The 17,926-nt window shown below is 61.5% G+C and carries 22 protein-coding genes and 2 pseudogenes; 12 read left to right on the top strand and 12 right to left on the bottom strand.

Features of this window, described 5'->3' with window-relative positions; genetic code table 11:
* Nucleotides 1-664: 664 nt before the first annotated feature.
* The gene (locus tag AB3X96_RS29540) at nucleotides 665-952 is read right to left on the bottom strand and encodes an aminotransferase class III-fold pyridoxal phosphate-dependent enzyme (protein ID WP_368592474.1); all 288 of its coding nucleotides are present in this window, start codon (nucleotides 950-952) and stop codon (nucleotides 665-667) included.
* Nucleotides 953-959: 7 nt separating this feature from the next.
* On the opposite strand from AB3X96_RS29540, the pseudogene AB3X96_RS29545 reads away from it, so the two are divergent.
* The 4 genes and pseudogenes from AB3X96_RS29545 to AB3X96_RS29560 form a co-directional block, all read left to right on the top strand.
* Nucleotides 960-1,535 (top strand): annotated as a pseudogene (locus tag AB3X96_RS29545) (Tn3 family transposase); the annotation flags it as partial.
* A 754-nt stretch (nucleotides 1,536-2,289) separates the two neighbouring features.
* A complete protein-coding gene (locus AB3X96_RS29550) occupies nucleotides 2,290-2,484 on the top strand; it encodes a hypothetical protein (RefSeq protein WP_368592475.1) in 195 nt (64 codons plus the stop codon).
* 273 nt (nucleotides 2,485-2,757) lie between these two features.
* Complete coding sequence (locus AB3X96_RS29555) at nucleotides 2,758-3,216, top strand: hypothetical protein (RefSeq protein ID WP_368592476.1); 459 nt, start codon at nucleotides 2,758-2,760, stop codon at nucleotides 3,214-3,216.
* Nucleotides 3,203-3,478 (top strand): type II toxin-antitoxin system RelE/ParE family toxin, encoded by a 276-nt coding sequence (locus tag AB3X96_RS29560; protein WP_368592477.1) that lies wholly within the window; start codon nucleotides 3,203-3,205, stop codon nucleotides 3,476-3,478. The genes AB3X96_RS29555 and AB3X96_RS29560 overlap by 14 nt, the downstream gene beginning before the upstream one ends.
* Nucleotides 3,479-3,619: 141 nt before the next feature.
* Here AB3X96_RS29560 and AB3X96_RS29565 read toward each other — a convergent pair whose 3' ends face one another.
* Nucleotides 3,620-4,114: a hypothetical protein gene (locus AB3X96_RS29565; RefSeq protein ID WP_368592478.1), complete on the bottom strand. Its 495-nt coding sequence runs from the start codon at nucleotides 4,112-4,114 to the stop codon at nucleotides 3,620-3,622.
* A 76-nt stretch (nucleotides 4,115-4,190) separates the two neighbouring features.
* Here AB3X96_RS29565 and AB3X96_RS29570 point away from each other — a divergent pair, with 76 nt between their 5' ends.
* Nucleotides 4,191-4,418: a hypothetical protein gene (locus AB3X96_RS29570; RefSeq protein ID WP_368592479.1), complete on the top strand. Its 228-nt coding sequence runs from the start codon at nucleotides 4,191-4,193 to the stop codon at nucleotides 4,416-4,418.
* A gap of 87 nt (nucleotides 4,419-4,505) precedes the next feature.
* Nucleotides 4,506-5,225 carry a hypothetical protein gene (locus tag AB3X96_RS29575; protein WP_368592480.1) on the top strand — a complete coding sequence of 240 codons (720 nt, stop codon included), beginning with the start codon at nucleotides 4,506-4,508 and terminating at the stop codon, nucleotides 5,223-5,225.
* A gap of 585 nt (nucleotides 5,226-5,810) precedes the next feature.
* Here AB3X96_RS29575 and AB3X96_RS29580 read toward each other — a convergent pair.
* Nucleotides 5,811-6,518: a hypothetical protein gene (locus AB3X96_RS29580; protein WP_368592481.1), complete on the bottom strand. Its 708-nt coding sequence runs from the start codon at nucleotides 6,516-6,518 to the stop codon at nucleotides 5,811-5,813.
* Nucleotides 6,519-6,782: 264 nt separating this feature from the next.
* On the opposite strand from AB3X96_RS29580, the gene AB3X96_RS29585 reads away from it, so the two are divergent.
* Both AB3X96_RS29585 and AB3X96_RS29590 read left to right on the top strand, forming a co-directional pair.
* On the top strand, nucleotides 6,783-7,358 hold the full coding sequence (locus tag AB3X96_RS29585; RefSeq protein WP_368592482.1) for a hypothetical protein: 576 nt from the start codon (nucleotides 6,783-6,785) through the stop codon (nucleotides 7,356-7,358).
* Nucleotides 7,359-7,574: 216 nt separating this feature from the next.
* Nucleotides 7,575-7,844, top strand: a complete 270-nt coding sequence (locus AB3X96_RS29590; RefSeq protein ID WP_368592483.1) for a hypothetical protein — start codon at nucleotides 7,575-7,577, stop codon at nucleotides 7,842-7,844.
* A gap of 255 nt (nucleotides 7,845-8,099) precedes the next feature.
* Here AB3X96_RS29590 and AB3X96_RS29595 read toward each other — a convergent pair whose 3' ends face one another.
* The gene (locus AB3X96_RS29595; RefSeq protein WP_368592484.1) at nucleotides 8,100-8,336 is read right to left on the bottom strand and encodes a hypothetical protein; all 237 of its coding nucleotides are present in this window, start codon (nucleotides 8,334-8,336) and stop codon (nucleotides 8,100-8,102) included.
* 147 nt (nucleotides 8,337-8,483) lie between these two features.
* Between AB3X96_RS29595 and AB3X96_RS29600 the strand changes: the two genes are divergently transcribed.
* On the top strand, nucleotides 8,484-8,906 hold the full coding sequence (locus AB3X96_RS29600; protein WP_368592485.1) for a DUF3597 family protein: 423 nt from the start codon (nucleotides 8,484-8,486) through the stop codon (nucleotides 8,904-8,906).
* A gap of 243 nt (nucleotides 8,907-9,149) precedes the next feature.
* On the top strand, nucleotides 9,150-10,319 hold the full coding sequence (locus tag AB3X96_RS29605; protein ID WP_176369438.1) for a zinc-dependent alcohol dehydrogenase: 1,170 nt from the start codon (nucleotides 9,150-9,152) through the stop codon (nucleotides 10,317-10,319).
* A 185-nt stretch (nucleotides 10,320-10,504) separates the two neighbouring features.
* On the opposite strand, the gene AB3X96_RS29610 is transcribed toward AB3X96_RS29605, so the two are convergent.
* Entirely contained in the window at nucleotides 10,505-10,840 is a 336-nt protein-coding gene (locus tag AB3X96_RS29610) for a hypothetical protein (RefSeq protein WP_368592486.1), read from the bottom strand.
* Nucleotides 10,841-11,618: 778 nt separating this feature from the next.
* On the opposite strand from AB3X96_RS29610, the pseudogene AB3X96_RS29615 reads away from it, so the two are divergent.
* A pseudogene (locus AB3X96_RS29615) lies at nucleotides 11,619-11,929 on the top strand (DUF1016 N-terminal domain-containing protein); the annotation flags it as partial.
* A gap of 30 nt (nucleotides 11,930-11,959) precedes the next feature.
* On the top strand, nucleotides 11,960-12,574 hold the full coding sequence (locus tag AB3X96_RS29620; RefSeq protein ID WP_368592613.1) for a YhcG family protein: 615 nt from the start codon (nucleotides 11,960-11,962) through the stop codon (nucleotides 12,572-12,574).
* A 171-nt stretch (nucleotides 12,575-12,745) separates the two neighbouring features.
* Here AB3X96_RS29620 and AB3X96_RS29625 read toward each other — a convergent pair whose 3' ends face one another.
* From AB3X96_RS29625 to AB3X96_RS29655, 7 genes are all read right to left on the bottom strand, one after another.
* The gene (locus AB3X96_RS29625; RefSeq protein ID WP_368592487.1) at nucleotides 12,746-13,003 is read right to left on the bottom strand and encodes a hypothetical protein; all 258 of its coding nucleotides are present in this window, start codon (nucleotides 13,001-13,003) and stop codon (nucleotides 12,746-12,748) included.
* A 156-nt stretch (nucleotides 13,004-13,159) separates the two neighbouring features.
* Nucleotides 13,160-13,558, bottom strand: a complete 399-nt coding sequence (locus tag AB3X96_RS29630; RefSeq protein ID WP_368592488.1) for a hypothetical protein — start codon at nucleotides 13,556-13,558, stop codon at nucleotides 13,160-13,162.
* A 127-nt stretch (nucleotides 13,559-13,685) separates the two neighbouring features.
* Complete coding sequence (locus AB3X96_RS29635) at nucleotides 13,686-13,958, bottom strand: hypothetical protein (RefSeq protein ID WP_368592489.1); 273 nt, start codon at nucleotides 13,956-13,958, stop codon at nucleotides 13,686-13,688.
* Nucleotides 13,955-15,055 carry an ABC transporter ATP-binding protein gene (locus AB3X96_RS29640; RefSeq protein WP_368592490.1) on the bottom strand — a complete coding sequence of 367 codons (1,101 nt, stop codon included), beginning with the start codon at nucleotides 15,053-15,055 and terminating at the stop codon, nucleotides 13,955-13,957. The genes AB3X96_RS29635 and AB3X96_RS29640 overlap by 4 nt, the downstream gene beginning before the upstream one ends.
* Nucleotides 15,056-15,083: 28 nt before the next feature.
* Nucleotides 15,084-15,878 (bottom strand): ABC transporter permease, encoded by a 795-nt coding sequence (locus tag AB3X96_RS29645; protein ID WP_368592491.1) that lies wholly within the window; start codon nucleotides 15,876-15,878, stop codon nucleotides 15,084-15,086.
* 4 nt (nucleotides 15,879-15,882) lie between these two features.
* Nucleotides 15,883-16,764, bottom strand: a complete 882-nt coding sequence (locus tag AB3X96_RS29650; protein WP_368592492.1) for an ABC transporter permease — start codon at nucleotides 16,762-16,764, stop codon at nucleotides 15,883-15,885.
* Nucleotides 16,765-16,813: 49 nt separating this feature from the next.
* Nucleotides 16,814-17,794, bottom strand: coding sequence for an ABC transporter substrate-binding protein (locus tag AB3X96_RS29655; RefSeq protein WP_368592614.1), 981 nt, complete (start codon nucleotides 17,792-17,794; stop codon nucleotides 16,814-16,816).
* Nucleotides 17,795-17,926: the final 132 nt, after the last annotated feature.

Below are 17,926 nucleotides of genomic sequence, written 5' to 3' on the forward strand. Positions count from 1 at the left end.
GAGTCAGCGTATTTCATAGAGGCCCGCAGGCAGCAATACCGACTGCAACAAGGCCGGATATAGAGCCGCAGCCCATCCTGTCTGTCTGAACACAAGAAAACTGTTGCAAACGGGACGCGTTCATATAGAGCAGGCGCATGGTCGAAATTCTGCCTATTTCTGTTTGCGTAAAGCGAAGCAATGTTGTCACCGCATCACACCCACAGCGGCTGGGCGTGAGCGTCGCAGTTGACGCCTTTACTTCGCTACTCTGCGAAGTAAAGGCGTCACTTCGCATCAGTCCGCATTCAATCTGTCATTTCCCTTTCGTTGTAGACCATGAAGTCCGCTCGCAAGGTGGTTCTTATGGTCGATCTCTCGCGTCGTTTTGATCCGCTCGCGCTGCCTCGTCCTCAAGGTGCGCGCCGATACGATGTGTTCAGTCCGAAACTAGCGCGACGTCTCGGCGAACTTTCCCGCAGCGCGAGCAGGCGCTGTAGCAGATATTCGCCGACGCGGGCAGCATTACCCATGATGTCGTTCTCAACGGTTTCGTCGAGGACGGCACAAGCGCCCGCACAGGTAATCGGGTTGGCATTGTATGTATGCGCCAGATGGAACCCGGTGAGTTCTGCGTTGCGGGTGCCAGAACTGCGCCAAGCGGGGTATATCCCGACGCTAATCCTTAGGCGAGCACGACCAGGTCAGGTTTTGCGTCTGGCCAATGACTGTTAGCGAGGAATTTTCCTGTTCTGCCGGCGCCGCACATGACTTCGTCGAAAATGAGAAAGACGCCATACTTGGTACAGATACGCCGGATTTCAGTGAAGTACTCCGGCGGAGGAACATTCGCTCCCGTCGAGAGGCCTCCAATCGGCTCAAAGATGAAGCACAGGGTATTCTCGGGGCCAAGTCGGAGGATGGTTTCTTCGAGTGCTTGAGCGCATTGCATTGCGTACTGGACTATGCCCATGGCAGCGGTCGTCGCCTATGAGATCTCCATCAAGGCGATTCTTGACGGCTGGAAGGAACTGCTGCGCCTCGTTGCATCAATTCATGCGGGACGCGTGAGCGCAATGGTCGCGTTGCAACGGTTCGGTAGCGCGGCGCAGGGCGACCCGGTGTACCGGGCAGCAGACCACCTCGGTAGGTTACTGCGCACGCTTTTTCTGTGCGACTACTTCAGCAACTTTGAGTTCCGGCGAGAAATGCATACGCTGCTCAACCGCGGCGAATCGGTCCATCAGTTGCAGCGCGCAATCGATACCGGCAAGATCGCGCCGGAGCGCGGGCGGCGCCGCGACGAAATGATCGCGATTTCTGGCTCCTTGACGCTGCTGACCAACCTGGTCATTGCGTGGAATACACAGCGCATCCAGGCTACCCTTGATCGTTGGCGAAGCAAGGGCCAAGGGGTGGACGACGATTGGTTACGGCGGATGGGTCCAGGGCATTTTACGCATGTGAATTTTCGTTGAACGCTGAGCTTTCCCATCGATCGCTATCGAGAGATGCTTCTCGATGCGGCGCCATGGCGGCGCATCGCTGGATCGTGAACCAGTTCTGCATGCGCACAGACCGCCGGACTGCAGCGCGTGGTGCGGTTGTGTCGGCCGCTTTCAATCATGCGCTCGCCGGCCAGGCGCGCGGGCGGATGAAAGCGCCAGATTTTGCATCAAAAGGATGCGCTCCCGCAGAAGCGATGATTTGCAAGTCTTTGTTTTGACAAGCCAAATCAAGCCAAACCGCCAGATTTAGCACGAAAAGGACGAATACCCCAAGTAAAGGTTGTGCCCTCGGTCACACAACTAAATTTGTGTCTAAATTTCAACTAAAGTCGTCACGACCCGCCCGTCCTGTCACCGCGTGCACGGTTCCGCTGCGCACGAGGCGGATCCGCAGGTCCGGCTTGCACGCCATCATCGTTTCTGACCGACCGCCGGCCCATTGAGTGACAACTTTGATTGAAATCGCGCATCGCATTACGACCTTAGTTGTCGGCGCGGGCCCCGGTAGGTTCGACTTTAGTCGAAAGGGGAGGGGCCTCCGCGCCTTGTGTGACAACGGTGCGCGGGCACGTTGCGCCTGCACATTCGTGGCTACAACGTTAGTTGCGTGAGCGAGAGCGTTGACAGACTCTGTTGTCACCCCAAAAAAAGCCCGCCTCGGTGGGCGGGCTTAATCCAGTTCTGGGGGAAGCTGGAGGAGACGTGCTAAGTATAAACCCTAGTCTCTACCCATGCAGCGTGCTGAGGCAGCCCCTTGGACTGGATATTGCGCGAGAGTTTATGGAGGAGGAGGAGGGAGAGTATGATCAGACTATTCGGCGTATTGGCTCTAGGGGCTGGTCTCGCCGGCTGCGTCGTCGCGCCGCCGTATGGTTACGGTGATCCGGGGTACGGATATGGCCCCGGCTATTACCCGCCGAGCACTAGTATTGGTATCGGCGTCGGCGGCGGCAGTTTTGGTGGGGGTGTGGGCGTAGGTGTCGGCCTCGGCTTCTGAACTCGCCGGCAGCCTTCGACGCTACTCCGGCCGTTTGTGGAAATTCAGCTGGGATGGCTCAGGCGGCTCGCGTCGTATCGAGAAAGCGATGGTATCGCCTAGATCGATCGTCACAACGTCAGCAGGGTTGTTAGCACGCGCGCGGCCACCATCAGTTCGCGCTCGATTTTTGCCGTTCGCGACGGGGTGTTACGTCAAATGAGCGTCACGGTATTCACCGTTGGGCGCAACGGTTTATAATTACTCGTGGGGAATTTATCTATAGGCCATGCCATGAAAACGCTGGACGTCTCCCAGGCCACTGCCGCCGCTCATGCGGGCGGCGTCCTGTCGGCCATCCTGAAAGCCGAAGGCGGCGCTTTTTACGTCGAGCTGGAGACCCGCTCGGCGGGTACTGCCGTGCTCGTCACGTCGAACAACCGCCGCCCGCGTGCATTCCGCAATCCTGTCAAGGCGCTTGAAGTGATCCGCGAGCTGGGCTTGCAGACGGGCCGCTTTTCGCTCGAAGCGTGGCGACCGGACGAAGCCGGGTTTGATCGTGCCGCACGACCTGATCGCGCCCAGGCGATGAAGCAGACGCACGCGAGCGCCGCCGCCTATAGCCAGTGGGTGCGCGAACAGGTCCAGGAAGCGACCGACGATCCACGCCCGAGCGTCGATCATGCCGACGTGATGAAGAAGGCCCAGGCGCGCATCGAGACGATGCGAAAGGGCAAGCGTGCGAAGGCTTGAATGGCGACCGCTCGCAGAAGCGGACCTGCTGGATATTCTCGATTACATTGGGCAGGACAAGCCCGACGCAGCACTGGAACTGGTGCAGAAGATCCACGAAAAGGCAGAGGGACTGCGCACGCGTCCCACACTCTACCGTGCGGGCCGCGTGCGCGGAACACGCGAAATGATCGTGCATCGCAATTACATCGTGTTCTATACCGCCACCGATGAAGCTGTCACCAGCCTGCGGGTAAAGCACGCGCGGCAGCAATGGCCGTGAAGGACGGGGGCAGAGCTGTGGTGCTAGGCGGGGTGTCTTAAAAGACTATACCGGGCGTCTCCAGCATCGCGCCTGGGGAGGAACCCAGCGCCTCCGACCTGCGCAAAACAAACGTTCTTCCTTTTGGGCACCCGGGCAACCCTAGCTGACTTCCTTAATAGGGATTGACTCCAGGAGTTCTTGCACGCGTGCTTGCAACTTCTGCAGCGCTTCGTCGTGTGATATTAGCCCGCACAGGGCGTTGTGGATTTCGACGCCCAAGACCTCCTCAATGCGCGTGTAGACTGGAGTCAGAGGTCGCATCGTATTGCTGATCATGCCGTTGCGCGCAAGGTTGTTGACGAAATTTACGATGGGCGAAATCACGGTCAAATCGGGGTCGGAATTCACACTGAAGCGTGGCGCCACTGGTAGATTGTTGCTCGCACTCGACTTCATTACCGCTGATGAGGTCATCCACCCGATCGCCTGCTGGGCGAGCGCTGCGCGCTCGGGCGGCAAATTGCTGGGGATAGCCAGAAAGAACCCGCCCAACGAAACGGAGCGGCGCATTCCGCTGACGTTGGGATGGGGAAGGAACTCTACTTTGCCTTTTATCTTCGAACGAAGGTCAAGTTCGATACGTGCGGAGCGCATGGTCCACGCGTACCCAACTCTCAGCATGTTCCGGCAACGGTGATCAGGCGGTGAAGCACGTCGTCTGGAAGCCATCATGTCGACATACATTGTCGAAACTGTCTCTGCGGGCGTATCGGTCCCAGCGGCAATTGCTGGCCGACTTCTTCAGCGTTGGCTGCGCGACGCTCTCTGCGAACGTCGACAGATGTGGAAGCTGAAACGACGAAGATTCCATTACCGGACGGTGATGGTTCTGATGCCAATTGAGCCGGCCTATCACGGGGCACCTGGTGAGGAAGCGTTTTTTGTTTACCGCCACTGAGTTCGTCTGCGCCGCTCATGGCGATGACGCTTCCACCCGGCGTCATCATCGCAACGTCGCCGAACCTTTCTGCAAGGAGGTCACGCAATGTGGTCCGATATTCCTGATCGGCGATCCTGTTTGGACGCAGTCGATGCCTATGCAGAGGCGGTAACCAAAAATGTCCTTCCCTTGTTCGACGACCTTAAGACGCAAGGGGAAGAAGAAGACAAAAGCTTTCGGGAATGGCTGCAAGGGGAGTGGGCCGAATTCGATATCAACGATGATATGACCTTCCGCTGCCTCAATGAAGCAGAGGATTATCACAACACGCGGCAGTTCCTTTATTTCGATGCAATACCTCGGCAGATGGTAGGGTTGGCGATGGCCGGGCTATATCACCTCTGGGAACAACTGGCCAAACAAATCTTGTATTGGGCCTTGAGGGCGCCGCAAACCGATCACGAATCTCTCTCATGCAAGTTATCCAGGGCCGATTTCAAGACACTGGACAAGTGGCTGAACCGTTTCACCTGGAATAGAGACGGCACGCCGTTCGAAAGTCAGCCGTTTTACCCAGGGCTGAAGCTGTTGCGTCTGATCGCCAATGTCGTGAAGCACGGTCGTGGACCGGCCGCGACGGAACTGAAGGTACTTGCACCAGAGCTTTTCGATTCAAATGAAAACTGTCCCGTTCAGGACCCCGGCTCAGTCGACCTGATGCTTGCTCCTGAACATTTCGAGGCCGCTGTGAACGCGGTGCGAGGATTCTTTGAGGCCTTGCCAGCGAAACTCGCGCGAGACCAGTTGCCTTGGTACGATCGATGACGTAAAGCGAAGCAATGTCGTCACCGCACCATGCTGACGAGGGTAGGGCGTAAGCCTTTGAGTGGGGGCGTTAAAAAACCTTGGGGTGTCAGAGCAGGGATATACGTACCTTCTGTGCGAAGAATGGCGCTTTGAGCGTAATGAGACGCCTACAGTAAGGCTTTCACGCTATCGGGAATTTTGCGTGTCGCACGCAATCGGAAGCCCTTGATCCTGCGCCCATTTCCAGAGTTAACCGCCATTCCGAGCACGAATAGGACGATCACCCCGATTAAAGGTCGCAACGGGGACTGCTGCCTTTTCCGCCTCGCACGGCGCGAGGCATGAATCGCAGTGCGCCGTGGACCCGATGCGGCATGTCGGATCTGGATGATTCGCACGCATCAGGTCGGGTTCCGGCGTGCCGGCGTCGTGACGGTACTGCGTGTCCTGTCGCCGACGCCGTGCTAATCGGGCTACTCGCGGATCAACTGCCACACGCCGATTTCCGGTTCCCGGGGCTCCGCAAACGCTCGGGTGCGCGTGGCGCGACCGCGCGGACATCCAACCGATCACAACGATCAACCGTCGCGAGAGCCGTGTCGTTCAAGCGCCCCGGGAATGCGCTGCCGCCGCGCGACGCGCGGCGCGCTCCGACGCTGATCCGCTGCCTTCCTCGTACGGCGGCTGATGACGGAAGCCCGCAGCGCCCGAAACGATCGAGATGATTGCGCCAACGATCAGTGCGGCAAACGAGAACCAGCTGGCGCGCGCTACACCGCGCGCGGCGGTGTCCGCTGCCTGGCGGACGTGCTGGTCCGCGTCGGGACCCGATGCAGCCGAAGCCGCGGATGCCACCGCGGCCTGAAGCTGCTGCCTGGCATTGTCGATTGCCTGATTGCCTCCCGCGGTCTGGTTGGTGGTGACCGCGCCCACTTGTGCGCCTGTCGCCGCAATGCTTCCCGCGGTGCTCACTGCGCCGGTGAGCAGCGAGGTCATCCCGTAGACGACCAGGAGGGTCATGACGGCCCAAGCGAGCAGGCCGTGCAGCCATCCGAGCACGGAAGCACAACGCCCAGCGTAGTAGGAACCGACGAACACGCCGAGCACCGTCGTGACGATTACCCACACACCGGAGCCAAATCCGAAGCCGTGCAGCGTGTCGGGCTTCGCCATCGGCGAGATCAGGGTCGCGCCGATGGCGGTGCCGAGTACGGTCATCACCACATAAACAATCATCGAAAGGATGACCCCCGCGATGATGGCCCCCCACGACAGCCGTGGCAGACCGTCGCTCGTCGTCAAAAGTCTCATGATGCTCTCCCATTAATGACACCGCGTCGGTGCCGGCGCTGCTGACGAGCAACTGTTGTGCCCTTGCTGGTCGAACGGCCACCGAAACGGCGAGACTGCCTCCTTCGTTACCCATGGACCCAGCATCGATCTGCTCCAGGCTGCCGCTATCCGGGCGTGCGTCGCATCGCATCCGCGCGGCATCTGTCTTGCTGCGTTCGACGCACGGTCCCCGGGCAATTGATCATCGGCTCACACGAAAAAGGTAACGCAATGGACAGGGATATGCAGAAGCCATCGGGCGGAGCTACGCTCGCACGCGGCCTCGGGTGGTTCAGCATCGCGCTCGGAGTGGCCCAACTCGTCGCGCCGCGTGCAATGTCGAGAACGGCAGGCGTCTCGCCACACACTGCACTCGTTTGTGCTTACGGGCTGCGGGAGATTGCTTGCGGCGTCGGCCTCCTTGCTGCGCGTGACCCGCGGCCTTTCCTCGCGGCGCGCGTTGCCGGCGATATCGCCGATATGGGCAGCCTAGCCGCTGCATCGTTCACACTTAGCCCGCGCGCCAAGCGCAGTGCGCTCGGCGCGGCCGTCAACATCGTGGGCATTGCGGCGCTCGATCTGTTCGCGACACGCGTGTATCGCGACGCTCGGACGCGAGAACGCACTCGTCGCGCGGCATGTCACGATTACAGCGGGCGCACCGGTTTTCCGAGCAGTGCTGCGCAGATGCGCGGGGCTGCGCTCGCCGACTTCCAGATACCGCGCGACCTGCGCGCGCCGAAAGCGTTGCAGCCCTACACGCGCGCCGAAGACGATACGCCGAAGCCCGAACGCGTTCGGGCGGGGAGCGTCGGCTGATGCGCCAGGCCGGGAGTCGGACCTGGCGTTGAACGAAGTTATGCTCGACCATCCGAGAGAGGTTCACGCGCGGTGCGCGCATCCGGTGTGCTCCGCGTGCGCGCGCACAAGCGAGAGGAAGCGTCGAAGCGGCCCGGGTCGGCTCACGCGGCTCGTCGCGCGAATGGCGGGAACCCACGATGCGGGTCCACTGCATCCAAGCCAGAGGAGCTGACCATGCCAGTGCTTCCGAACGATCCCGCGAACGATCCCGTTGAAATGGCCGAGCAACGCAAGCACGCCGTGAAGGACGCCGACGTAGCCGTGGAATCCGACGGCAGCGTGCATCAGAACCCGCACGGCAACATGGACGAAACGCTGCTCGCGAAGGGCAAGGATCATCCCGAACAGGGCCCTTATGCGCCCCAAACACGACCACGTCGATCCGACCTGGAGCCCGCGAAAGACCCGGCACGTCCGCGTCCCAAACGCGATCCGCAAGGCTGAACCTGCCTCGATGCAATCGTGGCGGCCACGCACCTCGGCATGCGATCTGATGACCGAGGTCGGAAGATAAAACAATCAGGCAACACGCTGTGGCGCCGAAAACGGCGGCCATTACTGCGTTACAGACATTCGAAAGGTGGTCATCACGTCGTACGACGGCCGCGCTGTTTTTCCAGCCTTGCCGGAAGGGGGTGTCAGCGCTTTTGCAAAGGCGAATTCCACTCGAATGGGGCGGATCGCTCCGCCGACGGGCAGTCATTGCACGTTGCTGAACGGCTTGCGCAATGCGGCCGACTCTTCCCGAGCCCACATCAGCGGCGATTCTTTCTCTTTCTTCGAGGCTTCGGAGGCGCGAGCGCGGCACTCCAAAAAGCCGAGACTCCGCTCTTCACGGCAGCGGTCGTGCGCACTCGCGCGGAGTTGGCGAGCGTGTTTGCACCGCTGAGCCACATGCTCGGAAAAGGGTTCTTTTTTGGTCCACGGATTTTTCACGACGGCATCCATCAGTTGGTTTGGTGCACACGCCGACGCAACGTCCATTCCCGCGATCGCCGGCGCTTTGTCATTCGATGAAACCAGGTCGCGTTGCGACAGGCGGAGTCCGGGCGAGCAACCCACCCTCATACGGAGGAGCGCCAAATGAGCATCTTTTCGACCGTTCTTGACAAGATCTCTCCGCACGACCATCCGGCCGATACAGCTTCCGCGTCCACGATGCCTCCCGCAGCTGCGACTGCTTCGGCACCGGGCAGCGCAACGGAGCCGCCCGCTGCTCCGTCAACTCCATCAACGGCTGCGGCGCAGGCTTTCCGACCCTCCGTCACCCCGATGCCCCCGGTCGACGTTGAAGCTGTTTTGACGAAGATGCAGGAAGCTGGCGGGCACCAATTGAACTGGCGATCATCGATCGTCGACCTGCTGAAATTGCTCGGTTCGACAGCAGTCTTGAGGCAAGAGCGGTCACGTCGTCTCGGACTCGACGGAAATCGCCACGGGTCGGTCAATGCGGATTGCGACCGGCTACGACGGCCTCGCTGCCAGGCGCGTTCCACGGCGCGCTAGCCCATCGGCGACATTCACGGCCGTTCTGCTGCAAAGGGCGGACAACGGCTGCAATCGGCTCCGCCTGCCGCCACGACGGCGAGCACGGACGGGCGGTCGATGCGGCACGTGCGTTGCTCGTGCGATGGCGGCTGCGCGGGTTGTTTGCCGCTCACGGTCGTCAGCTTGATTCGGGCGGTACGCGCATAGCCAAACATCGTCCCCTGTGGCCTGTGCAATGGGCCATCTACTGTGGAGCTTCACATGAGAGCCCTTTGCTGGCACGGCAAGAAAGATGTGCGCGTCGATAACGTCCCGGATCCGATCATCGAGCATCCCCGCGATGCGATCGTGAAGGTGTCGAGTTGCGCGATCTGCGGCTCCGACCTGCATCTGTTCGATGGCTTCATGCCATCGATGAAATCGGGCGACATTCTCGGCCATGAATTCATGGGCGAGGTAGTCGAGGTCGGGTCCGGCAATTCGCGGCTGAAAGTGGGTGAGCGCGTGGTCGTGCCGTTCACCATCGCATGCGGCGAATGTGATCAATGCCGGCGCGGGTTCTTTTCAGTTTGCGAGCGTTCCAACCGTAACAAGGAGATGGCCGACAAGGTGTTCGGCCACACGACCGCGGGACTGTTCGGCTATTCGCACCTCACGGGCGGCTATCCTGGCGGCCAGGCGGAGTATGTGCGCGTCCCGTTCGCGGACGTCACGCCGGTCAAGATACCCGACGGACTGACCGACGAGCAGGTGCTGTTTCTCGGCGACATCCTGCCGACCGGCTGGCAGGCGGCGGTCCAATGCGAGATCGAGCCGACCGACACGGTAGCGATCTGGGGCGCCGGCCCGGTCGGGCAATTCGCGATTCGCAGCGCGATACTGCTCGGCGCGAAGCAGGTTGTCGTTATCGATCGCGTGCCCGAGCGTCTCGCGATGGCGCGCGCGGTCGGGGCGGTCACGATCAATTTCGACGAAGAAAGCGTGCTCGAACGTTTGAAGGAACTGACCAACGGGAAAGGACCTGAGAAGTGCATCGACGCGGTCGGCATGGAATCACATGCGACGCGTTCGTTCGACTCACTGTACGACCGCGCGAAGCAGGCGGTAATGCTGGAGACTGACCGCCCGCACGTTCTGCGCGAGATGATGTACGTATGCCGGCCGGTTGGCATTCTGTCGATCCCCGGCGTCTACGGCGGGCTGATCGACAAGATCCCGTTCGGCGCCGCCATGAACAAGGGTCTCACGTTCCGCATGGGGCAGACCCATGTGAACCGCTGGACCGACGACCTGTTGCAGCGGATCCAGGACGGACAGATCGATCCGTCGTTTGTGATCACGCACACGGTACCGCTCGAAAAAGGTCCGGACATGTATAAGGTCTTCCGCGATAAGGAAGACGGCTGCGTGAAGGTCGTGATGAAGCCGTAAGGCCGGACTACATCGGCAGCGGCGCCAGCTTGAGCAGACGGCACGGCAAATGCTTCAGCTCGCTGGCACCATTCGTATGCGGCCGCCACGCTGGTGGTGACCTGGAAGTCATCTCCTCGACCGACGTCAAGGCAATTGGTATGCGATTCATCTCCGGACTGCTTGCAGTCATCGCCGTGTTTCCCTCATCCGCGTTCAGCTTCGCCCTGGACGATCAGTTGGCGTGCACTCAGACAGCGCATGACTTCGTTGCGCATCTCGTCGACGCGCATTCGATCCAAATCCCAGCCATGCGGGTTGACCCGAATTCGGTGAACGCGTTTCGCCCCAGGAGCGACGCCGGGTTGACTGCATTCGGCCTCCGCGTTCATGCCGTTTTTGGATACCAGCCGGGCGATCCACTTTTCAAAGCTGGCGGAAGCAACGCTTCGCCAGGTGCGGTTTACGGTGCGGTTGTGCTGGGTTCGGCGGATTCCGTTAAACGTCTTCTCGGCGACGCTGGGAGCACTGCAGTCGTTCATCCGGTCATTCCCCTGGTGCTGACGGCCATCGTATGCAGGCAGCCATCGAGTGCAGCCGCCAGACGGCTTTCCGCCGATGGGCAATGATCAAGGTCACACCGAGAGCCTTGTAGCCGTCGGATGGGTCGGAAAGGATGGAGGCGACTGCCCACTTCGGCACGTGCGTCCAGCGCGCCGTGACCCCTGGACTAGCCTTTGAGGATCATCCGGCCGCGCCTGCCTCAAAAGACGAAAACATAATGCAGCAGATCGATAGTCCGGCCATCCGGGACTAGCTGCTCGCCGGTCTCCTAGTCAAACACAGGCAACGGTTCGTACCAGAACAACGGCCGATGGCACCTGAAATGTGCAAGCTTCGCCAAAATAGTGCGCGGACACAATCGGCGCGGGGGATATCCGGATCGCGAAGAAGCGATGCCATAAACTGGTTGAAGCTGCCGCGCTCGCTCGGATGCCACAGATTCATTGCGACGCCCATCCACAATAAAGGCACAGACCGCGAACGAAACGTCTGCTTCCAAAGCATGCAACTTGACATTTGACATAATATAATTTATCAACATTTTTGATGGGGCGCGATGCTATAATCGGAACGGTTCCGGGCCGGCTGCGCTTGTCCGTATCCGGTTCCCCTACGATAATTTCCAATCCGGGCGTGCTCACCGGCGCCCAACGACTGAACGCATGACCAAAGACCTGAGTGCTCCCGCGTGGACTGAGGATTATCGTCACTGGTCTGCCCAGCTCAAGCAGCGCGTGTAGCGCGCGGCAGCGCGCCGTGGCCAGCGCAAATCGCGAGCTGGTCACCCTGTACTGGCAGATCGGCCGCGACATTCTCGAGCGGCAGGAGCAGCAAGGCTGGGGTCCGGCGTTGTAGACCGGCTCGCGCGGGACTTCAAGGCAGCCTTTCCCGACATGCGCGGATTCTCGGCGCGCAACCTCAAATCCATGCGCGCGCTGGCGCAAGCCTTTCCGCAGCTGGAATTTGTGCAACAGCCCGTTGCACAATTACCGTGGTCGCATGTCGTAACGCTGCTCGACAAGCTCGACGATGGCGCCCAGCGGCTCTGGTACGCAGAAAAATCGCTCGAGCACGGCTGGTCGCGCAGCGTGCTGACCATGCAGATCGAGACGGCGGCCCATGCGCGTGCCGGCAGCGCCGTCACGAATTTCGCCGACCGGCTGCCGCCGCCGCAGTCCGATCTCGCGCGCGACGCCCTCAAGGATCCCTATATCTTTGACTTCCTCGGCTTGAGCGAGGACGCCCAGGAGCGCGACATCGAGCGTGCACTCACGCAGCACATCACGCGGTTTCTCGTCGAACTGGGCGCCGGCTTCGCGTTCGTAGGCCGCCAGTACCGGCTGGAGGTCGGCGGCGACGAGTTTTTCATCGACCTGCTTTTCTATCATCTGAAGCTGCGCTGCTATGGCGTCGTCGAACTGAAAACGACGCCGTTCAGGCCCGAGTACGCAGGCCAGCTGAACTTCTACCTTTCCGCGATCGACGCACGGGTCAAGGCGCCGGAAGACCAGCCGACCATTGGCCTGCTGCTGTGCAAGGAGAAAAACCGGCTCGTGGCGGAATATGCGCTACGTGGCGTGGCCAAACCGATGGGTGTCGCCGAATATCAGCTTTTGCGCCATGTGCCTGAATCGCTGGAAAGCGGGCTGCCATCCATCGACCAGATCGAGGCGGAACTCCGACCCGATTTGCCCGACGGACACGGCCAGTGAGCCACTCGGGCGACTGGACGGTCGCCCGATACGCGGCGCCTGCGATGACGCCCCTGTCTGCCGGGTCGTGTACGCATCTCGCGCTGTTTCGAGCCCCTGCTGCACACCCGTCCGTCCGGGGGCCTTGGGTGCCTTAGGACGCAGGAGCCGCCCTCTCCTGACCGACGCCGCCTATCTACGAGCGCTGACCGTCCCGCCAGACTGCCGCTTCGCTTCAGCAACCAGTTCCTTGAGCGCCTCCATCCCGGCATCCGTGAACGCGGTTACCGTGACCAACTGCTCAGCGGGGACGTCCAGATCGTGGATGATCCCGAGACATCCGTCCTCTGGCTCCAGATTCATACTCGCCAGTTCGTCCAGCCAGTCCTCCGGCTCTCGAAGCATCTTTGCGACGCAGGGGATCGTATAGACGAAACTCGGTGCGGCCATCGCATCAGCCTCCTGGATTCATGGGTATCCAGCCCCGTCTGTGGTATACGCCGCGTGAAGCCGCAGTTGCTGACGTTTACCCGGGCCCATCGCGTCGCCTGACCACACAGCCGCGCATCCCGCGTAAAAGATTGGGCGTTGAAACAGAGCCGCCCGTCACGTCTCAACCAGCTCAAGCCCGTTTTCGGCACACCATTGCCTCAGCGCGCTTTCGTCGGCATCGGCCTCAAACGAATACCAACGCTCGAGAACGCCTTTACGCTCGAGCAAACCCTTGAAACGCGCATAGGCCCCTTGCCGCCGGAAATATCCCTCGACCTGCTCGTAACGCGCAGGCAACTCCTGTGCGACAAAACGCAAGGCGAGGCGTCTTCCGAGATCAAGCTCGTTCTTATGCGGTATCGCAAGATAACGATCTGAAGTTTCAAGGTCGTCAGGGAACTCCTCGTCGAATGCGTCATTGGAATCGGAGGTCCACCAGATCTTGCCCGTATCGAGCGAGACATACGCGTTATGCTCCATTGGCCCCGCGGAGCTGACGAAGTCAAAGGCCATGCAAAGTTCGTCGTACCCGACTGCGACCACGGCTTTCCTCCGCCAGGGTTGTAACGTTCAAGGCTCCGGTTCGCAGACCGGCTCGGGCCAGGGATGGCCGCCCGTTTCACCGCCACGGCACCGCCAGTCAAAGCTCTTCGCTCGGATCAGCAATATCGAGCCGGAACTGCCATCCTTCCACGCTCATGAGCATTCGCCCAAGCTCGTTCCACGAGACCTCCTTGCCGTCGACCACCACGAGCGGCAAATATCCTGCCTGCGATTCGTCCCATTCGATACGCCCACGCACCGTGCTGTCAATGATCTGGCGTTCATGAAAATCGATATACCTGACCGACAGCGCACGACGCATCTTTTCGACGAGGCGCGATGGAAGTGCATGGCTCGCGGGTGTCGTCATGCCTGCGCGAGCAGGCGCACGTCGCGGGCGTCCCAGTCGACCAGCGCCTCGGAGCCGATCGCGATGCCGCTGTCGTGGCGATGCGCGGCCGGCATGCGGATCGAGATCTCCTGCTGCCACGGCGTCGCCACCGCGTAGTGCATCGCGTCGCCGAGATAGGTGATATCGCGCACGATCACCGGCAGGCCGCTCGTGCCGTTGACGCCGCTCGCGTGCTGCAGCGAGCTGATGCGCATCTGTTCCGGGCGGATCATCAAGGTGCCGTCGTCGCCGGCGCTGAGCACCGGATTGAAGTCATTCGCGGCGATCTGATGGCCGTTCGGAAACACGCCGTTCAGCCGGCCATCGCAATTCTTCGTCACCTTTACCGGCAAGAAATTCGAATTGCCGATGAAGCTCGCGACGAAGCGCGACGCCGGATTCGCGTACAGCTCCTCGCCGGTGCCGACCTGCTCGATGCGGCCTTTGTTGAACACGGCGATGCGATCGGACAGGCGCAGCGCCTCTTCCTGGTCGTGCGTGACATAAAGAATCGTCACGCCGGTCTCCTGGTGGATGCGGCGCAATTCGAGCTGGATTTCCTCGCGCAGCTTCTTGTCGAGCGCGGAGAGCGGCTCGTCCATCAGCAGCACGGGCGGATCGTAGGCCAGCGCGCGCGCAATCGCCACGCGTTGCTGTTGGCCGCCCGAGAGCTGCGCGGGCATCCGCTCCCGGCACTCGGACAGATGCACGAGCCTGAGCATCTTCTCCACTTTCGCCTTGATTTCGGCTTCGGGGCGGCGCCGCACGCGCAGCGGAAACGCGACGTTCTCGCCGACGCTCAGATGCGGAAATAGCGTGTAACGCTGAAACACCATGCCGATGTTGCGCTTGTTCGGCGCCACCGCGGTGAGCGGCTTGCCGTCGAGCAGAACGCGCCCGTCGGTGGGTTCCTGGAAGCCCGCGACGATATAGAGCGTCGTGCTCTTGCCCGAACCGGACGGTCCGAGGAAAGTCATGAATTCGCCCTTGCGCACGTCGAGAGAAACGTGGTCGATGGCGACGACATCGTCATAGGTCTTGCGCAAACGCTGGATTTGCAGGAATGAGGCAGTCATGGCTCGCTGAGCTCCTCGATCATCCATTTCATCGGGCGCGGCGCACGAGCGCGCCAGCCACCATCAATACAACGGTCAAGCCGACCAGCAGCGACGACGCGGCGGCGATCACCGGCGTCAGGTCTTGGCGCAGCGTCGACCAGATCCGCACGGGCAGCGTCTGCAGCGTCGGGCTCGCCATGAAGGTCGAGACGACCACTTCGTCCCACGACGCGAGGAACGAGAAGATCGCGGCCGCGATGAGCCCGAGACGAATCGCGGGCAGCGTCACGCGCCATTTCACTTCGAGCGGCCCCGCGCCGCAGATCAGCGCGGCGTCTTCGAGCGAGGTGTCGAAGCTTTCGAGCGAGTTGCCGATCGCGATGATCGAGAACGGCAGCGCGATGATCAGATGGCCGATCACGAAGCCGACGACCGTGCCGTTCAGGCCGAGCTTCAGGAAAAACGCGTAGAGCGCGACGGCGAGCACGACCACGGGCAGCACCATCGGCGTCAGGAAGAACGCCTGCAGCGTCTTGCGGCCGCGAAACTTGCCGCGCGCGAGCGCCTGCGCCGCGAGGAAACCCAGCGTCACCGACAGCGCCATCACGATCACGGCGATCTTCGCACTCGTCAGGAGCGAGTCGATCCACCCGGAATCGGTGAAAAGCTGCCGATACCACTCCAGCGTCCAGCCCGGCGGCGGAAAGATCAGCCACTGCGAGTCCCCGAACGACAGCGCGACGATAAAGAAAATCGGCAGCAGCAGGAACAGCGCGACCAGGCCGCCAACCGCCAGCAACATCCAGCGCAGCGCGCCGAGACGATCGAAATCGAGCAGCATCTCATCAGTCTCCGTAGGCCGGGCGCGCGCCGCCTGTGAAGCGCAATTGCAGCGCGTAAAGCGCGAGCGTCACCGCCAGCAGCACGAACGCCGCCGCACCCGCGAGCCCCCAGTTCAGCAGTTCCTGCACGAGTTGCGCGATCAGCTCCGCGAGCATCATGTACGACGGCCCGCCAAGCAGCGCCGGCGTGACGAAGTAGCCGAGCGCCATCACGAACACCATCAGCGCGCCGGAGGCCACGCCCGGCATCGCGAGCGGCACGAGGATGCGCCAGAACGCCTGCCAACGGCTCGCGCCGCACACGGCGGCGGCGCGCAGCGTCGACGGGTCGATGCTGCGCAGCGTCGCGTGCAGCGGCATCACGAGGAACGGCAGCATGATGTACGTCATCCCGACCGTCACGCCGATCAGATTGTTCACGAGCGTGAGCGGCTCGTGGATGAGGCCGAGCGCCATCAGCATCCGGTTGATCGGACCGGTCTGCTGCAGCAGCACCATCCATGCGAAGGTGCGCGCGAGCAGGTTGGTCCACATCGACAGCAGCAGGATCGCGAACAGCACGCTGCTCAATCTGCGTGGGGCAATGGCGAGCAGCCACGCGGTCGGAAAGCCGATCGCGAGCGTCACCGCGGTCACCACCGTCGCAACGAGGAACGTATTGCCGAACACGCGCAGATATGTCGTCGAGCCGACGAGCTGTGCGTAGTTCTGCAGCCCGGGCGTGGGCTCGAGGATGCTGCGCAACAGCAGCGACAGCACGGGCAGCAGGAAGAAGATCGCGAGCAGGAGAAGCGCCGGCGCGACGAGCCGGGCGCTTCGCCAGTCGCGGCGGCGGCGCACCTCCGCCGCGCGCGGCTGCGTGAGGGTACTCATTACATGGCGCATGCTCACTCCTGGTCGGCGCGTATTTCGTGCGAGCGATTCGCTTTCCACGTCACTTCGACTGCCACGTGTACCAGCGCTTCGCAATCGCATCGCGGTTGTCGGCCCAGTACTTCATGTCGAGATTGATCTGCGAGTCCTTGTACTGGTCGGGCAGCGTCTTCGCGACATCCGGCGACATCAGCGCCACCGACTTCACGTTGATCGGCGCGTAACCGGTCTCGGCTGCGAATTTCGCCTGCGCCTGCGGGCTCGTCGCGGCCGCCAGATACTTCATCGCTTCCGAGCGATGCCTGGCGCCCTTCGGAATCACGAGCATGTCCGCGGCGGTCAGGTTCTGGTTCCACGAAATGCCGACCGGCACACCGGTCTGCGCGAGCGCGTGCAAGCGCCCATTCCAGAACATCCCGATCGGCGCTTCGCCCGACGCGAGCAGCTGCTGCGACTGCGCGCCGCCGCTCCACCAGACGATGCCGCTCTTGATCGTGTCGAGCTTCTTGAACGCGCGGTCGAGGTCGAGCGGATAGAGCTCGTTCGGCGGCACGCCATCGGCGAGCAGCGCGATTTCCAGCACGCCCGGTGCCGACCACTTATAGAAGGTGCGCTTGCCCGGGAATTTCTTCGTGTCGAACAGATCGGCCCACGTCTGCGGCTGCGCGCCCGTGTACTTCGACTTGCTGTAGCCGAGCACGAACGAGTAGTAGAAGCTGCCCACCGCGTCCTGCGTCGCAAAGCGCGGGTCCAGCTCGTCCTTCTTCACGACCGAGTAGTCGATCGGCTCGATCAGGCCGGCCTTTTGCGCGGCGTACGCGAAGTCGCCTTCCACATCGACGACGTCCCAGCTTACGTTGCCACTGTCGACCATCGCCTTCAGCTTGCCGTAGTCGGTCGGGCCATCCATCAACACGGTGATGCCGCTCGCCTGCGTGAACGGCTGCGCCCAGTTCTTCTGTTGCGACGACTGCGTGGTGCCGCCCCAGCTCGTGAAGACGATCGGGTCGGCGGCGTAGGTGGGTTCCGTCGCAAGCGTCATCAAGCACGCAGCAGTCAGCGGCGCTGCAAACACAATCCATTTACTGCTCATGTCGATCTCCGGAATCGTTTAAGGGACATACAGGGTCGTGGTAACGGGGTTAGCAGACGACGATCACCAGATCATGAATCC

The organism is Paraburkholderia sp. BR13439 (assembly GCF_040948805.1).
GTDB lineage: Bacteria > Pseudomonadota > Gammaproteobacteria > Burkholderiales > Burkholderiaceae > Paraburkholderia > Paraburkholderia youngii.

Excerpts from the sequence above, each read along its gene's own strand:
- AB3X96_RS29635 (WP_368592489.1), bottom strand. The coding sequence starts at position 13,958 with ATGACGACACCCGCGAGCCATGCACTTCCATCGCGCCTCGTCGAAAAG.
- AB3X96_RS29655 (WP_368592614.1), bottom strand. The coding sequence starts at position 17,794 with ATGACGCTTGCGACGGAACCCACCTACGCCGCCGACCCGATCGTCTTC.
- AB3X96_RS29570 (WP_368592479.1), top strand. The coding sequence starts at position 4,191 with ATGTCGACATACATTGTCGAAACTGTCTCTGCGGGCGTATCGGTCCCA.
- AB3X96_RS29540 (WP_368592474.1), bottom strand. The coding sequence starts at position 952 with ATGGGCATAGTCCAGTACGCAATGCAATGCGCTCAAGCACTCGAAGAA.
- AB3X96_RS29590 (WP_368592483.1), top strand. The coding sequence starts at position 7,575 with ATGCCAGTGCTTCCGAACGATCCCGCGAACGATCCCGTTGAAATGGCC.
- AB3X96_RS29565 (WP_368592478.1), bottom strand. The coding sequence starts at position 4,114 with ATGCGCTCCGCACGTATCGAACTTGACCTTCGTTCGAAGATAAAAGGC.
- AB3X96_RS29610 (WP_368592486.1), bottom strand. The coding sequence starts at position 10,840 with ATGAACGACTGCAGTGCTCCCAGCGTCGCCGAGAAGACGTTTAACGGA.
- AB3X96_RS29555 (WP_368592476.1), top strand. The coding sequence starts at position 2,758 with ATGAAAACGCTGGACGTCTCCCAGGCCACTGCCGCCGCTCATGCGGGC.
- AB3X96_RS29645 (WP_368592491.1), bottom strand. The coding sequence starts at position 15,878 with ATGCTGCTCGATTTCGATCGTCTCGGCGCGCTGCGCTGGATGTTGCTG.
- AB3X96_RS29600 (WP_368592485.1), top strand. The coding sequence starts at position 8,484 with ATGAGCATCTTTTCGACCGTTCTTGACAAGATCTCTCCGCACGACCAT.
- AB3X96_RS29650 (WP_368592492.1), bottom strand. The coding sequence starts at position 16,764 with ATGCGCCATGTAATGAGTACCCTCACGCAGCCGCGCGCGGCGGAGGTG.
- AB3X96_RS29640 (WP_368592490.1), bottom strand. The coding sequence starts at position 15,055 with ATGACTGCCTCATTCCTGCAAATCCAGCGTTTGCGCAAGACCTATGAC.
- AB3X96_RS29575 (WP_368592480.1), top strand. The coding sequence starts at position 4,506 with ATGTGGTCCGATATTCCTGATCGGCGATCCTGTTTGGACGCAGTCGAT.
- AB3X96_RS29580 (WP_368592481.1), bottom strand. The coding sequence starts at position 6,518 with ATGAGACTTTTGACGACGAGCGACGGTCTGCCACGGCTGTCGTGGGGG.
- AB3X96_RS29630 (WP_368592488.1), bottom strand. The coding sequence starts at position 13,558 with ATGGCCTTTGACTTCGTCAGCTCCGCGGGGCCAATGGAGCATAACGCG.
- AB3X96_RS29605 (WP_176369438.1), top strand. The coding sequence starts at position 9,150 with ATGAGAGCCCTTTGCTGGCACGGCAAGAAAGATGTGCGCGTCGATAAC.
- AB3X96_RS29620 (WP_368592613.1), top strand. The coding sequence starts at position 11,960 with ATGCAGATCGAGACGGCGGCCCATGCGCGTGCCGGCAGCGCCGTCACG.
- AB3X96_RS29550 (WP_368592475.1), top strand. The coding sequence starts at position 2,290 with ATGATCAGACTATTCGGCGTATTGGCTCTAGGGGCTGGTCTCGCCGGC.
- AB3X96_RS29625 (WP_368592487.1), bottom strand. The coding sequence starts at position 13,003 with ATGGCCGCACCGAGTTTCGTCTATACGATCCCCTGCGTCGCAAAGATG.
- AB3X96_RS29585 (WP_368592482.1), top strand. The coding sequence starts at position 6,783 with ATGCAGAAGCCATCGGGCGGAGCTACGCTCGCACGCGGCCTCGGGTGG.